The 14,480-nt window shown below is 60.1% G+C and carries 14 protein-coding genes; 4 read left to right on the forward strand and 10 right to left on the reverse strand.

All coding sequences use genetic code 11. From position 1 onward, the window contains the following. Positions 1–37: 37 nt before the first annotated feature. The 6 genes from hppD to ALTER154_RS11460 form a co-directional block, all read right to left on the reverse strand. On the reverse strand, positions 38–1,120 hold the full coding sequence (gene hppD, locus ALTER154_RS11435) for a 4-hydroxyphenylpyruvate dioxygenase (protein WP_160087134.1): 1,083 nt from the start codon (positions 1,118–1,120) through the stop codon (positions 38–40). A 343-nt stretch (positions 1,121–1,463) separates the two neighbouring features. Next, on the reverse strand, positions 1,464–3,242 hold the full coding sequence (locus tag ALTER154_RS11440) for an ABC transporter ATP-binding protein (RefSeq protein ID WP_160087136.1): 1,779 nt from the start codon (positions 3,240–3,242) through the stop codon (positions 1,464–1,466). Continuing rightward, a complete protein-coding gene (locus ALTER154_RS11445; protein ID WP_160087138.1) occupies positions 3,235–3,867 on the reverse strand; it encodes a DsbA family protein in 633 nt (210 codons plus the stop codon). The genes ALTER154_RS11440 and ALTER154_RS11445 overlap by 8 nt, the downstream gene beginning before the upstream one ends. A gap of 2 nt (positions 3,868–3,869) precedes the next feature. Continuing rightward, entirely contained in the window at positions 3,870–4,808 is a 939-nt protein-coding gene (locus tag ALTER154_RS11450; protein WP_160087140.1) for a rhodanese-related sulfurtransferase, read from the reverse strand. Between the two features lie 384 nt (positions 4,809–5,192). Further along, complete coding sequence (locus tag ALTER154_RS11455) at positions 5,193–5,486, reverse strand: BolA family transcriptional regulator (protein ID WP_090253472.1); 294 nt, start codon at positions 5,484–5,486, stop codon at positions 5,193–5,195. A 12-nt stretch (positions 5,487–5,498) separates the two neighbouring features. Continuing rightward, positions 5,499–5,999 carry a DUF2059 domain-containing protein gene (locus tag ALTER154_RS11460; RefSeq protein WP_090253470.1) on the reverse strand — a complete coding sequence of 167 codons (501 nt, stop codon included), beginning with the start codon at positions 5,997–5,999 and terminating at the stop codon, positions 5,499–5,501. 265 nt (positions 6,000–6,264) lie between these two features. On the opposite strand from ALTER154_RS11460, the gene ALTER154_RS11465 reads away from it, so the two are divergent. The 3 genes from ALTER154_RS11465 to ALTER154_RS11475 all read left to right on the forward strand — a co-directional run bounded on the left by ALTER154_RS11465 (position 6,265) and on the right by ALTER154_RS11475 (position 9,402). Further along, a complete protein-coding gene (locus tag ALTER154_RS11465) occupies positions 6,265–7,275 on the forward strand; it encodes a DUF2804 domain-containing protein (RefSeq protein WP_160087142.1) in 1,011 nt (336 codons plus the stop codon). Positions 7,276–7,394: 119 nt separating this feature from the next. Next, positions 7,395–8,789 (forward strand): class II fumarate hydratase, encoded by a 1,395-nt coding sequence (locus ALTER154_RS11470; RefSeq protein ID WP_160087144.1) that lies wholly within the window; start codon positions 7,395–7,397, stop codon positions 8,787–8,789. Then, on the forward strand, positions 8,782–9,402 hold the full coding sequence (locus ALTER154_RS11475; RefSeq protein WP_160087146.1) for an NAD(P)H-dependent oxidoreductase: 621 nt from the start codon (positions 8,782–8,784) through the stop codon (positions 9,400–9,402). Before ALTER154_RS11470 ends, ALTER154_RS11475 begins: the two co-directional genes overlap by 8 nt. Before the next feature lie 7 nt (positions 9,403–9,409). Here the strand turns inward: ALTER154_RS11475 and ALTER154_RS11480 are convergent, their stop codons facing one another. Continuing rightward, a complete protein-coding gene (locus tag ALTER154_RS11480) occupies positions 9,410–10,372 on the reverse strand; it encodes a DMT family transporter (RefSeq protein ID WP_160087148.1) in 963 nt (320 codons plus the stop codon). A 288-nt stretch (positions 10,373–10,660) separates the two neighbouring features. Here ALTER154_RS11480 and ALTER154_RS11485 point away from each other — a divergent pair, with 288 nt between their 5' ends. Continuing rightward, entirely contained in the window at positions 10,661–10,870 is a 210-nt protein-coding gene (locus ALTER154_RS11485; RefSeq protein WP_090253457.1) for a DUF6316 family protein, read from the forward strand. Positions 10,871–10,932: 62 nt separating this feature from the next. On the opposite strand, the gene ALTER154_RS11490 is transcribed toward ALTER154_RS11485, so the two are convergent. From ALTER154_RS11490 to ALTER154_RS11500, 3 genes are all read right to left on the reverse strand, one after another. Then, the gene (locus ALTER154_RS11490; RefSeq protein ID WP_160087150.1) at positions 10,933–12,117 is read right to left on the reverse strand and encodes a thiolase family protein; all 1,185 of its coding nucleotides are present in this window, start codon (positions 12,115–12,117) and stop codon (positions 10,933–10,935) included. Between the two features lie 113 nt (positions 12,118–12,230). Continuing rightward, positions 12,231–13,718, reverse strand: a complete 1,488-nt coding sequence (gene pap / locus ALTER154_RS11495; RefSeq protein ID WP_090253452.1) for a polyphosphate:AMP phosphotransferase — start codon at positions 13,716–13,718, stop codon at positions 12,231–12,233. 75 nt (positions 13,719–13,793) lie between these two features. Then, on the reverse strand, positions 13,794–14,102 hold the full coding sequence (locus ALTER154_RS11500; RefSeq protein ID WP_090253450.1) for a hypothetical protein: 309 nt from the start codon (positions 14,100–14,102) through the stop codon (positions 13,794–13,796). Positions 14,103–14,480: the final 378 nt, after the last annotated feature.

Consider the following 14,480-nt stretch of genomic DNA (forward strand, 5'->3'; position numbering starts at 1 on the left):
GATAAACCCGGCCCCGGTTGCGGGGCCGAACCCGCTATCAGTCCGCGGAAATCACGCCGCGCTTGATCTGGTCTTCCTCGATGGACTCGAACAGCGCTTTGAAGTTGCCCTCGCCAAAGCCCTGGTTGCCCTTGCGCTGGATGATCTCGAAGAAGATCGGGCCAATCACTGTATTGGTGAAAATCTGCAGCAGGATGCCGTCATCGCCCGGCGCGCCGTCGATCAGGATGCTCAGTTCGCGCAGTACATCCGTCGGCTCGCCATGCCCGGCCACGCGGGTGTCGACTTTGTCGTAATAGGTGCCGGGGGTGACCATGAATTGCACGCCATTGGCGCGCAGCTGGCGCACGGTGGCGTAGATGTCTTCGGTGCTCAGGGCGATATGCTGGATACCCTCGCCCTGGTACTCGCGGATAAATTCCTCAATCTGCGACTTGTCGTCGGCCGACTCGTTGATCGGGATGCGAATCTTGCCGCACGGCGCGGTCATGGCGCGCGACAGCAGGCCGGTGAGCTTGCCTTCGATGTCGAAGTAGCGGATCTCGCGGAAGTTGGCGATGCGCTCGTAGAAGCCTGACCACACATCCATCTGCCCGCGTTTGACGTTGTGAGTCAGGTGGTCCAGCTCTTTCAGCCCGACCGCATTGTCGTTCGGCGTGCGGCCTTCGATGTACTCGAAATCGACGTCGTAGATGCTCTTGTCGCCGAAGCGGTCCACCAGATACAGCAAGGAGCCGCCGATACCCTCGACGCAGGGGATGTTCAGCTCGCCGAAGTTGGCGTGACTACCGACCAGTTTGGCGCCCTGGGATTCCACATAAGCCGCTGCCTGAGCGGCGTTCTGCACGCGGAAGGCCATGGCGCAGGCACTCGGGCCGTGTTTAAGACCGAACTCGCGCACGTGCCCGATGGGGCTGCCGTTAAGCACGAAGTTGATGTCGTTCTGCTGGAACAGCCAGACCTCTTTCGAGCGGTGCTTGGCGGTTTCGGTAAAGCCCATGGCAGTGAACAGCTCACGCAGCTGCTGGATGCCTTCCGGGGTCGGCGCGGTGTATTCAACGAACTCGAAGCCGTCGGTACCGATAGGGTTGTGCTGTTCGATCTTGTTCACGGCGTTCATTGCGCCTCCTCGTTGTTGTTTTGATCAGCCGCTGCGTCAGCGGGATTGACCTCATAACAACCGAGCACAGGCCCGCTAACAAGCCAGCCCAGAGCGCCCTGCCCCAGGCTTGGCCATGGCTTTCGGCAAGTTTTTAATACAGCTAGAGAAACAGCGGGAATGCTGACCGAAAGCACTCACCATGCGTAACGATAGATTTACAAAGCGGTCGATTTAACTGCCAGGTGCGAGGTCGCAGGGACTCAGGCCTGATTGAAACTCACAACAAATCGCGGGCATGGCCCGCTCCTACGCGGGTAGGAGCAGGCCATGCCCGCGAAATAACGGTGCGTTTAATGCTTTTTTAGTGCTGCAGATGGCCGTAGAGCTTGGCGTAGAGCCCGCCTTCGGCAATCAACTCCTGGTGGCCGCCGTCTTCGGCGATGCTGCCGCCGTCGAACACCAGCACCCGATCGGCCTGCTTAACCGCACTCAGGCGGTGAGCGATGATCAGCGTGGTGCGGCCATGCAGAAACTGGTTGAGCGCCTGGTGCAAGGCGTATTCGGTAGCGGCGTCCAGGGCCGAGGTGGCCTCATCCAAAATCACCACTTTCGGCTCGGCCAGCACCATACGGGCAATGGCCAGACGCTGACGCTGACCGCCAGACAGGCGCACACCGGAGCGGCCGACGATGCTGTCCAGACCTTGCGGCAAGCCGTGAATGGTGTCGGCCAGCTGAGCAATTTCCAGGGCGCGCCAGCAGGCGTCATCGCCCCGCTCCCGGCCCATGCACAGGTTGGCGCGCACCGTGTCGTTGAACAGCGCCGGATGCTGCAACACCACCGCCACATGCTCACGTACGCCTTCCAGGCCAATCTCTTCCTGGCTGCTGCCGCCAAACCGAATAGTCCCAGCCTGCGGCGTATACAGCCCGAGCAGCAGCTGCACCAGGGTGCTCTTGCCGCCGCCGCTGGCGCCGACAATAGCGACCTTCTCGCCTGGGGCGATGCTCAGGTTGAGCTGGTTAAGCACCGGCTCGTCGTTATAGGCAAAGGTCAAACCACTGACTTCGATACCCACGGTGTCGCGGCCCTTGAACGGATCGACGCGGCCGGGATACTGCGGCTCATCCTTGCGCGCCAGCAGCTCGTTGATCCGCGTTAGCGCGCCGCCGGCTGCGTAGAAGGCGTATTGCAGGCTGAGCAGCTGCTCGACCGGGCCGATCATAAACCACAGGTAGCTGAACACCGCGAGCATCTGGCCAATCGACAGGTCGGAGAACAACACGGTAAGCATAGCCGCAGCGCGGAACACGTCGATGCCAAACTGGAACAGCAGGCCGCTGGCGCGATTCGAGGCATCGGTCTTCCACTGCGAGGCCACGGCGTAGTCGCGCACTTCCTTGGCACGACCACCGAGGCGACCGAGGAAGAAGCCCTGGCGGTTGCCGGCACGGATTTCCTGAATCGCGTCGAGGGTTTCGGTCAGCGCCTGGGTAAAGCGCGAAGTGCTGTCGTTCTCCAGCTTCTTCAGGTGCTTGACGCGCTTGCCCAGTTGCACCGTGGCGTAGATCACCAGCGGGTTGAACAACAGGATCAGCAGCGCCAGCTGCCAGTGCATCCAGATCAGGATCGCCGAGGTACCGGCCAGAGTGAGCATGGCCACCAGAAAACGGCTAAGGGTTTCGCCGACAAACTTATCCAGGGTATCGAGGTCGGTAACCAGGTGCGTGGTCACGGTGCCGCCGCCGAGGCTTTCATATTCGCCAAGGGAAATCCGCTTGAGCCGTTCGATCAGGCGAATGCGGATGCGATAGACGATGTCCTTCGACAAGCGGGCGAACAGCCGCGCCTGCAGCACGTTGAACACCAGCGCACCGCCGCGCAGAAACAGGGTCAGCACCAGCATCAGGCCGATATAGCCGGCAGCGGTTTCCCAGTGCGCCGGCAGGAAGTTATCCATCACCTTGAGCGCGGCGTCACCGTCGTTGAGCAGCACTTCGTCGACCAACAGCGGCAGCAACAGCGGGATCGGCACGCTACATAGAGTGGCCAGCACGGCAACCAGGTTGGCCCAGATCAACGCCTTCTTGTGCTGCAGGGCCAGCCGACGAACTTCCGCCCAACTCAAACGATCAGGCATGGGCAACCCGCTCCAGCCAGCGCGTCAGCAAGGGCTGCAACACGTCCAGGGGTTGATAGCCGTTGGTCAACAGCGCCAGTTGGCCGTTGCGCTCAGCGAGCAGCGTGGGAAAGCCGGCAATGCCCAGATCTTGGGTCCAGCTGAAGTCAGCGGCGGTGGCGGCGCGCTGTGCAGCGCTGTCGAAGGCTTCGGCAAACACGATGCGCGGAATCCCGGCGCGCTCGGCCAACTCCACCAGCACACTGGCGCGGGTGACATCCACCCCTTCGGTGTAGAACGCCCGCTGAATCAGTCGGGCCAGCGGCCAGACCAGCTCGGGCGCCAGGTTGCGTGCAGTCACCAAAGCGCGGCAAGCCGGTTCAGTGTCATAGACCAACCCCTCAGGCAAACCGGCATTGAAGTTGAATAGCTGCCCGGTGCTGGCATTGACCGCCTGCCAATAGCCCAGGTATCGCACACGGGCGGCGGCATCAATAGCCACACCATCACGGCGCAACCCGCCCATCACTAACCCCAGCCCTACACCTGCCGCAGCCGCTTGCTCAGCGAGGGACTCCAGCACTGGGGCAAAACCCCAGCACCATGAACACATCGGGTCCATCACATAGAGCAGGCGTGCGTGCATGCTTAAGCCTCGCGATTTTGTCGGGGGTTGTAGCCCAGTGGGTGCGGCTGATTGCGCTCTTTAGCCAATTCAATCTGCCGTTGACGCTCGCGTGCGCCGGCGCGGGTTTTCTCCGGCAGCGAATCCCAGCAATGCGGGCAACTTACGCCCGGGGTGTAAAACTCGGACTGACGATCTTCCACCGATACCGGCGTGCGGCAGGCGTGGCATTGGTCGTAATCGCCTTCGCTCAGGTCGTGACGCACAGTAACCCGGTTATCGAAAACGAAGCAGTCGCCCTGCCATTTGGTCTCTTCCTGCGGCACTTCTTCGAGGTACTTGAGGATGCCGCCCTTGAGGTGGAACACCTCCTCAAAGCCCTCACCGAGCATATAGCTGGAAGCCTTCTCGCAGCGGATGCCTCCGGTACAAAACATTGCGACCTTCTTGTGTTTTGCCGGGTCGAAGTGGGCTTTGATGTAATCGGGAAACTCACGGAACGACTTGGTTTTCGGGTCTACCGCGCCCTCGAAGGTGCCAATCGACACTTCGTAGTCGTTGCGCGTATCGATTAGCAGCACTTCGGGGTCTGAGATCAGCGCGTTCCAGTCCTTGGGCTCAACATAGGTGCCGACCTTCTGGTTCGGATCGACGCCGGGCACGCCCAGGGTGACGATTTCCTTCTTCAGCTTGACCTTGGTGCGATAGAACGGCTGCTCGTCGCAGTAGGATTCCTTGTGGTCGATATCGGCCAGACGCGGATCGAGATCAAACCATGCCATCAGGCCATCGATACCGGCACGCGAGCCGGAGACGGTGCCATTGATGCCCTCTTCGGCCAGCAGCAAGGTGCCCTTTACCGCGTTATCCAGCATGCATTGCAGCAGCGGCTCACGCAGGTCATGGAAGTCAGGCAGGGAAACGAACTTATACAGCGCGGCGACAACGATCTTGTCAGTCATAAGCAAATCCTTCAGTAGTCGCCCACGTAAAGGGCGGACCGGGATACAAACGTGACCAGCAGCGGCTTTGCCAGGCTGGAGGGCCACAAAAAATTGCCGGGAGCAATTTTTGACGTCGCTTCGCGACGGCCCCGCAGGGGTGGCCGCCATGGAAGGCGGGTCACAATCAAAACCGCCGGCGCTAGGCCGGCGGGGTGCGCAGTTTACTGCCCTTGAGAAGCGACGTGTAGAGGCGAATTGCCTCAGAACCTGTTTACGATCTGCTGCGCGTCGGCCCTGCTGCGTTAAAAGCAGGCTCGGATGCTCATGTACAACTCGTACACTGCGCGTCCTCGCCTGCTTTTGCCTTACGGGGCTCTAGCTCGCGAGATCGTAAGCAGGTTCTCAGTGGCCGCCCTTGCAGGTCGGCGAAGCCGGAGCCACGCCCTGCTGTGTCCACTCATCGGGTGTGTAGGTATGCAGCGCCAGGGCATGGATCTGCCCCATCAGTTCACCTACGGCGGCGTAGACTTTCTGATGGCGTTTAACCGCATTCAGGCCAGCAAACTGCTCGCTGACGATCACCGCCTTGTAATGGGTTTCCAGCCCCCGGCTGTGCATATGGCTTTCATCCAGCACATCGAGCTGCTGGGGCTGCAGGCTTGCCAGAGCGGCCTGCAACAAATCGATCTTCGGCATAGGGACTGTCACTCAGGGCTTCTTTGGAGTCAGCTTGGTAGTCATTTCTGCCAACAGCTGATTGACCTTAGGCACGGCGGCTTCCAGCTTGCCCTGGGTCAGCTGCGCCGACTGTGCGGTCAGAGTTGGCATCTTCTCGAGGACTTTCTTGCCCAGCGGCGACTCGTAGAAACGGATCAGGTCCTTCATTTCCTGCTCGTTGAAGTTGCTGGTGTAGAGCTTGACCATATCCGGCTTGAGCTTGTCCCAACCCACGGCCTGTTCCAAAGCCGCATTGGCCTGAGCCTGGTAGGTTTCCAGCACAGCCTTCTCGCTCTGCGGCGCATTACTTTCGGCAAAACGCTGGGCAAACATCTGCTGCACCTGGGCATACACCGGAACAGCCAGCTTGTCAGCGCGAGCCAGCAGCAGGAAGCGCTCAGCATCAGCCGCGTGGCTTTTGGCATCGGCGAGCACCTGAGCACTACCGCACGTCAGTATTAGGGCAGCGCAAAAGGCAGGTAAACGTGACATGTACTACTCCTGAGAAAGGGCATGAGTGCTGTTGGACCCAATTGCCGGCATTTTGTGCCCAACCACGGGTCACACTCAAGCTAGTCAGAGCATCGATTGATTCACGCTACAACTGTGCACTGGCGCACTGCCTGGTTAAAGGCCAAAATGCCAGCACTTGCCGAGCAGGTCTGCGCCTGTGCATGCTCGACGAGATAAGCCATCTTCTGCTTCAGCGCGCCTTTGAGCCCACAAGGTAGGCGCCAGCACACACATGGACGTGTCGATGAACAGTTTCACTCACCCAGAGCCTTTTGCCGCCATCGCACTATGCGACAGCCGCGGCCTGCTCAACCCGCAGGCCATCGGCTGGTCGCCAAGACCCATGATCGATTGCGCCATACCCGGGCACTTCGGTCGGCGCAAACGCTGGAACCATTGGTGCATCACCACCCCGCAGTGGATGCTCTCCTTCACCCAGGCCGACCTCGACTACCTGGGTTACGCCGCCGCCTACTTCCTTGATCTGCAAAGCGGCCAAGCCGTCGCCTACAGCCAGTACCGCCTGTTCGGCCGTGGCTGTGACCTGCCAGACCAGCCGCAGGCAAGCCACGAATTCAACCACCCACGCCTACAACTGCGCGTGGCTGAACACACCGGACGCACCCGTATCACCATCAATGCACCGGATATTGGCGGGCAACCACTGCAAGTCGCCCTGGACATTCAGCGCCCTAGCCACCTGGATTCGGTCAACCTAGTCGCCCCGCTTGGCCCGCATAGCTTTCACGCCACCAGTCGTCAGCTAGGCCTGCCATGCAGTGGCATCGTGCAACTGGGCAAACAGCATTACAGCTGTGTAAATGGGCAAAGCTTTGCCTCACTGGATTTCGGCCGTGGTGTCTGGCCGCTCAATAGTCACTGGACCCGCGCCGCTTTTGCCGCGCCGGGTGGCATCGCCGGCAACTTCGGCTCTGGCTGGACGGATCACAGTGGCCTGTCGGAAAACACCCTGTGGTTTGGTGGCGAGTTGCAGCATCTGGATATCCCCATTGCCATCACTCAGGCGCCGCACAACCCCCTGGCGCCCTGGCAACTGCGCAGCCCGGATAATGCCGTACAGCTGACCTTCACCCCACGTCAGCGTCACCAGGCCTACCGCCGTCTCGGGCCGTTTTATGCAGATACGCAGCAGTGGTTCGGACATTTCGAGGGGGTTTTACGCGGTCCGGAAGGTGAACGAGTGCCAGTCAGCAACGCCCTTGGCTGGCTCGGTGAAACCCGCGCCCGTTGGTAATCGGCCATTGCGGTTGAACCTCTCCTGCTGCATCGCAACCTAAGCTGAAATACACCCGGGCGGGTATCCACCCGCCGGGCAAGTTGCTTGCTGCACGTTCAACCCTCAGGAGAATCGCCATGAGCCGCACTGAAACCGACAGCCTCGGCCCCATCGACGTACCGGATGAAGCCTACTGGGGCGCACAGACTCAGCGCTCGCTGATCAACTTCGCCATCGGCCAGGAGCGCATGCCCTTGCCAGTGGTGCATGCCCTGGCGCTGATCAAGAAAGCTGCGGCGCGGGTTAATCAGCGTATCGGTGAATTGCCCGCAGATCTGGCCCGGCTGATTGAGCAAGCCGCCAATGAAGTCTTAGCCGGCCAGCATGATGAGCAATTTCCCCTGGTGGTCTGGCAGACCGGCAGCGGTACGCAGAGCAATATGAACGTTAATGAAGTGATCGCTGGGCGCGCCAATGAACTGGCCGGCAACGGCCGTGGTGGCAAAACACCGGTGCACCCCAACGACCACGTCAACCGCGCGCAAAGCTCGAACGACAGCTTCCCAACCGCCATGCATATCGCCGCTGTGCAAGCGGTGCAGCAGCAACTTCTGCCCGCACTGCGCGAACTGCGTGATGGCTTGCAGGAGCAGGCTGAACGGCATGCTCGGCTGGTCAAGACCGGTCGCACACACATGATGGACGCCACACCGATAACCTTCGGCCAGGAGCTATCGGCCTTTGTCGCGCAGCTGGGTTATGCCGAACGCGCCATCCAGGCTGCGCTGCCAGCCGTCTGCGAACTGGCCCAAGGCGGTACGGCCGTCGGCACCGGACTGAATTCACCGCAGGGCTTTGCCGATGCTATGGCTGCCGAACTGGCCGCCTTAAGTGGCCTGCCACTGGTCAGTGCGCCGAACAAGTTTGCCGCCCTCTCCGGCCATGAACCTTTGGTGGCGCTGTCCGGTGCCTTGAAAACTCTGGCGGTGGCCCTTATGAAACTGGCTAACGATCTGCGGTTGCTGGGTTCCGGCCCGCGTGCCGGCTTGGCCGAGGTGCGCTTGCCGGCCAATGAGCCAGGCAGCTCGATCATGCCGGGCAAGGTCAACCCGACTCAATGCGAGGCGCTGTCTATGCTGGCGTGTCAGGTACTGGGTAACGACACCACGATTACCTTTGCCGCAAGCCAGGGCCATCTGCAACTCAACGTATTCAAGCCGGTGATCATTCACAACCTGCTGCAATCGATCCGCTTGCTGGCGGATGGCTGCCATAACTTCCAGCAACACTGCGTCGTGGGCCTGCAACCGGACGCAGGGAAAATGGCCGAGCACCTTGAACGCGGTCTGATGCTGGTCACGGCGCTGAACCCGCATATCGGCTATGACAAAGCCGCAAAAATCGCCAAACAGGCCTACCAGGACGGCACCAGCTTGCGCGAAGCAGCACTGCAGTTGGGCTACCTAAGCAACGAACAATTCGACGCCTGGGTGCGTCCTGAAAACATGCTGGAGGCAGGTCAACATGAGTGAAGCGGCAAAGAGCGGCGCAACGCCACTGGAAGGTGATGGCAAACGCATCCTGATGATTCTCGGCACACCGAAAAGCAACAGCTTCTGCCATGCCCTCGGTGAAGCTTACGCTCAAGGCGCACGCAGCAAGGGCCACGTGGTACGCCAGCTGAAGCTGGGTGAAATGATCTATGACCCGGTACTGCGCGACGGCTATGAGCAGAGCCAGCAGCTGGAGCCCGACCTACTGGAGGCGCAGCGGCAGATTCACTGGGCCGAGCATCTGGTCTTCGTTTATCCGGTCTGGTGGGGCGGTATTCCGGCGCTGCTTAAAGGTTTTTTTGACCGCACCTTTCTACCCGGTTTCGCCTTCAAGTACCGCAACCGCTCGCAACTCTGGGACAAGCTGCTGACGGGGCGCACGGCTGACCTGCTGGTGACCATGGATACCCCGCCCTGGTACTTCCGCTGGATTTATGGCGCCCCCGGGCATCGGCAGATGACTCGCACCATCCTCGGTTTCAGCGGCATCAAAACTCGCCGCCTGGCCGAATTCGCGCCGGTGCGCCCTTCCAGCGAAGAGCAACGTCAGAGTTGGTTACGCCGTGCAGAAACGCTCGGCAGCCGGGCCTGAGCGTTACTTACGTCAGAGCAGCCAAACGCGCCTTGCGGGTCCGCCAACCCGCCAACAATGACGGCCCCAGCGCCGTCAGCGCCGAGCCCAGCACCACCAGCACGGCGCCGCCATAGGCCAACCAGTTGATCTGTTCGGGCTGCACATGGTCAGGCCACCAACTGGCAGCCAGGGCCACCGACGCAAACGTCACCAACGGCGTAATCGCCAATGCGGCGCTGACCCGCGAAGCCTCCCAATGCGCCAATGCTTCGGCAAACGCGCCATACGCCACCAGGGTGTTCAGGCAGCAAGCGAACAGCAGCCACCCCTGTAACGGGTTGAGCTCGAGTGCTTGCAGCGGGTGTGCCCAGGGCGTCAGCAATACAGCGCAGGCCAGGTAGATCACCATCATCACCTGCAGCGAATTCCACACCGTCAACAGTTGCTTTTGCGCCAAGCCGTAGAACGTCCAAACAAACGCCGCCAGCAATACGATCAATACACCGGTGGTGTAGGCCGTCAGCGAGGTCAGTAGCTCATCCAGACGCTGGTTGAAGAACAAAGCAAAACCGACCAGCAGTACCAACAAGCCAAGCCCTTGGCCAACGCTGAATCGCTCGCGAAAGATAAAAATACTGCTGACAAGCAACAGAATCGGGGCTACCTGAATCACTAGCTGAGTCGTGCCAGGGCTAAGCAGGTTAAGCCCCGTCAAATACAGCACATAGTTGCCGGTCAGCCCGGCAATCGCCAGCAGCAGAAGCCCGCCACCTTTCTTGCCCAGCGGACGAAACGCGGGTAAGCGCTGACTGGCAGCCAGATAGGCCAACAAAATAGAGCCGGAAACCAGCAGGCGATACCAAGTCACCGTGACCGGGTCCATGACCTGCAGCACTTCCTTGAGTTTGATCGGCAGCACGCCCCACAGCACGGCGGTCAGCAGCGCGAGAAACAGACCGTAGAGCCAACGACCGGAAGAAATGTGCATAAACGCCTCGCAACCAGCACCACACCCTCTGCCCGATGCGGGTTGGAGCGGTGACGCCGCATTCTAGGTCGTCCCAGCAAACCGGCACAGTCACAGACAAGCACCGCAATTCACGGAAACTGTACTGATGGCTGCACCGCATCAAGCCAGCGCTCTGGCGTCAAAAATATGAAAACCAGTGAAATCAAGCCGAATTTCGGCAAAACCGACCATTTGTCGTCAAAATCTGCAGCCATCCAAACGCCGTTTAGACTGACCTCAGCAGCTCATTTTGCGGGAGGTTCATCTATGTTCGGCCAACGTCATATCGACCATAACCCCGGCACCCACTACCGCAGTGAACGCGTCAGCGCGGTCAACGGGCAATACTTCTTTTCCACCCGCGAGGGCACGCTGGAAGGCCCTTACTTCAACCGAACGGATGCAGAACGGGAGATCGCTTTCTATATTCGCCGGATGAAACAGGCCAACGAGATCATCGAAAGTCGCGCATTCTGAACACAAAAACCAGCCAATAAAAAACCGCGACATGTCGCGGTTTTTTATTGAGAGCAGGACGGTCAGCGCACGGCTTCAAACAACCCGGTCGCGCCCATGCCGCCGCCCACACACATGGTGACGATGCCGTAACGCAGGTTACGCCGCTGCAGCTCACGCACCAGATGGCCGACCTGACGCGAACCCGTCATGCCGAACGGGTGGCCGATGGAAATCGAGCCGCCGTTGACGTTGTACTTGGCATTGTCGATTTTCAGACGGTCGCGGGCATACAGACACTGCGACGCAAACGCCTCGTTAAGCTCCCACAGGTCGATGTCGGCAATACTCAGGCCCTTGGCCTTGAGCAGTTTGGGCACCGAGAACACCGGGCCAATGCCCATCTCGTCGGGCTCGCAACCGGCGGCAACAAAGCCACGGAAGAACGCCAGTGGCTTGAGACCCAGCTCGATGGCTTTTTCCAGGCTCATCACCAGGGTCATCGACGCGCCATCGGAGAGCTGTGAGGCGTTGCCAGCGGTGACCGAACCGTCATCGGCAAACACCGGCTTAAGCGCTGCCAGGCTTTCCAGAGTGGTGTCGGCGCGGTTGCAGTCGTCGTGAGCGACGACGCCGTCGACGATGCTCTTCTCGCCGGTGGCTTTATCTTCAACTTGATACTTGACGTGCATCGGCACGATTTCATCGTCGAACAGGCCTTCGGCCTGCGCCCGCGCAGTGCGCTGCTGGCTCTGCAGAGCATAAGCGTCCTGGGCTTCGCGGCTGACGTTGTAACGACGGGCGACGATCTCGGCGGTCTGGCCCATCGGGTAATAGATGCCCGGCACCTCTTTTTGCAGCAGCGGGTTGAACAGGTTCTGCGTGTTCATGCTTTTCAGGGTCATGGTGATCGACTCAACGCCACCCGCCACGATTACATCGCTGCAGCCCGACGCCACCTGGTTGGCTGCAATCGCAATGGCCTGCAGGCCCGAAGAGCAGAAACGATTGAGGGTCATGCCCGCCACGTTGGTGCCCAGGCCGGACAGCACGGCCACGTTACGGCCAATGTTCATGCCCTGAGCGCCTTCATTGGAGCCGGCGCCAACGATGCAGTCATCCACCAGCGCTGGGTCGATACCGGTGCGCGCCAGCAATGCATTGACGCAATGAGCCGCCATGTCGTCTGGACGGGTCAGATTGAACTTGCCACGGAAGGACTTGGCCAAACCAGTCCGTACGCTGTCAACGATCACCACTTCACGCATGTCGCACCTCATTGTTATTGGGTTGAGTTGCCAACAAGAATAAAGCCGGACAATCTCGCTCAGCGATGATCATTCATCAGCCGTATGCGCGACCATCCTCTTGCCCATGTGCCTTAGTCTTTGCTGAACGCCGCTTCGAGCGCCTCGTTGATGGTGCGCAGCACCTTGATCCGAGCAAAGCGCTTGTCATTGGCTTCCACCAACGTCCACGGGGCGATTTCCGTACTGGTGCGGTCGACCATATCACCTACCGCATCGCGGTACAGCGGCCATTTCTCGCGGTTGCGCCAGTCTTCTTCGGTGATCTTGAAGCGTTTAAAGGGAATTTGTTCGCGGGCTTTGAAGCGCTCCAACTGGGTCTGCTGATCAATCGACAACCAGAACTTCACCAACACCACGCCGGCTTCGCTGAGCTGCTCCTCGAAATCATTGATCTCGCCATAGGCGCGTAACCAGTCGCCGGTGCTGCAGAAGCCCTCGACCCGCTCCACCAGCACCCGGCCATACCAGGAGCGATCAAATACGGTGAACTTACCGCGCGGTGGAATATGCCGCCAGAAGCGCCAAAGATAAGGCTGCGCGCGCTCTTCTTCGGTCGGCGCGGCAACTGGAACGATGCGGTACTGGCGGGGATCAAGCGCACCAATCACCCGGCGAATCGCGCCGCCCTTGCCGGCTGCATCATTACCTTCGAATACCGCGATCAGCGAATGGCGGCGCATGCGCTTGTCACGCATCAGGCTAGACAAGCGCGCCTGCTCAACCACCAGTTGCTCGTTGTAGCTGTCCTTGTCCAGCGCCTGGGTCATGTCCAGGCTATCGATCAGCCCACGTTCATCCAGGCTGGATGTCAGCGGCGCGGCATGAGGATGAGGCACCGGGCGCGCCTTGGCCTTCAACGCGGCTTGCAAGCCATCGAGCAGAATGCGTCCGACCGTCAGGCTGCGGTAATACTCGTCAGCCCCTTCAACCACATACCAGGGCGCATAATCGCGACTGGTGCGGCGCAGCACACGTTCGCCAACGCGTACAAATTTGTCGTAGGTTTTTGACTGTTGCCAGTCCAATGGACTGATACGCCAGCTGTGCAGCGGATCGTCCTGCAGCGCCTTGAGCCGCGCCTTCATCTGCTGTTTGGACAGGTGGAACCAGAACTTGAAGATCAGCGTGCCTTCATCGCAGAGCATGCGCTCCAGCCCAAGGGTGGTATCGATGGCCTGATCGAGCACAGCATTCTTGATCCGCCCGTGCACCCGCCCCTGCAGCATCTGGCTGTACCAGTTGCCGAAGAAAATGCCGATACGCCCCTTGGGCGGCAGTTGCCGCCAGTAACGCCAGGCCGGCGGGCGCGCCAGCTCTTCATCAGTCTGCTGATCGAAGGTACTGACCTGAATCAGCCGCGCATCCATCCACTCATTAAGCAGCTTGACCGTCTCGCCCTTACCCGCACCTTCGATGCCGTTGATCAGAATAAGTACGGCAAAACGCCCTTGCTGCTGCAGCTCATACTGCGCTTCCAGCAGTGCTTCGCGCAGCGCGGGGGCCTCGGCCTCAAAGGTTTCTTTATCAATGCTGCGGCCGATCTCGGCAGATTCGAACATAGCCCACTCCCTGACAATATCGTTTGAGCCTAGCGGATCGGCGGTGGCTTTGGCCAAAGCTATTGTGGGATTCACTCAGCGCCGAGTAATCAGCCCCTGCTTGGCTACGCGCGTCAACTGCCGCACGGTTTCATCCAGCTGCGCGGCCGTTGGCGCCTGGATCACCGCCATATCGAAATGATTGCTGGCAAAGCGCGCCAGGGATTCGCCGTCGTGAACAAAGTTGATCAGAAAGGTCCGCGGTCCAGGCCAACGCTTGGGCCAGCCGTCGAGATAGCGCAGCAGAGTCGGCTGATGACTACCGCCAAGGAGGATTTTCGGATTGTGCAGGGTAAGCCCGGACGTGATCGGGGCCAGGCGAATAAGCGGTTGGGGACAGTGCATCGATATGTCTCCGCCTCATTGAGTCCGCTGGGCAGCGGTGAGAGGCGACACCGAACCAGCGCTTTAGCGGAATTTCAAAGCCTCCGAAGAGTGCTTCTCAGGGCACTGCAATCAGCAGTTAACCCGGCGCCCCGCAAGTAGCTGTTTAAATCGGCGCATGGGTCGGCATCCTAGAGAAGCCCGCGCAGCACTGTCAAGGTGTGCAACCACGCCCCGACCCAACCACCCCAACCTTTGGTTGGTGGCCGCACTCATCAGCCTGCCAACCGGGCCTTTTGCCACCTGCGCGCTGACAGCAGCTCTGCCATATGGGGCCTGAATCCAGACATACGTCGTTTCACCCCGTAACAAACCCGCTGCCGTGCCACATGCCGAAAT

Source organism: Pseudomonas sp. 9AZ (assembly GCF_902506525.1).
Taxonomy (GTDB): domain Bacteria; phylum Pseudomonadota; class Gammaproteobacteria; order Pseudomonadales; family Pseudomonadaceae; genus Aquipseudomonas; species Aquipseudomonas peli.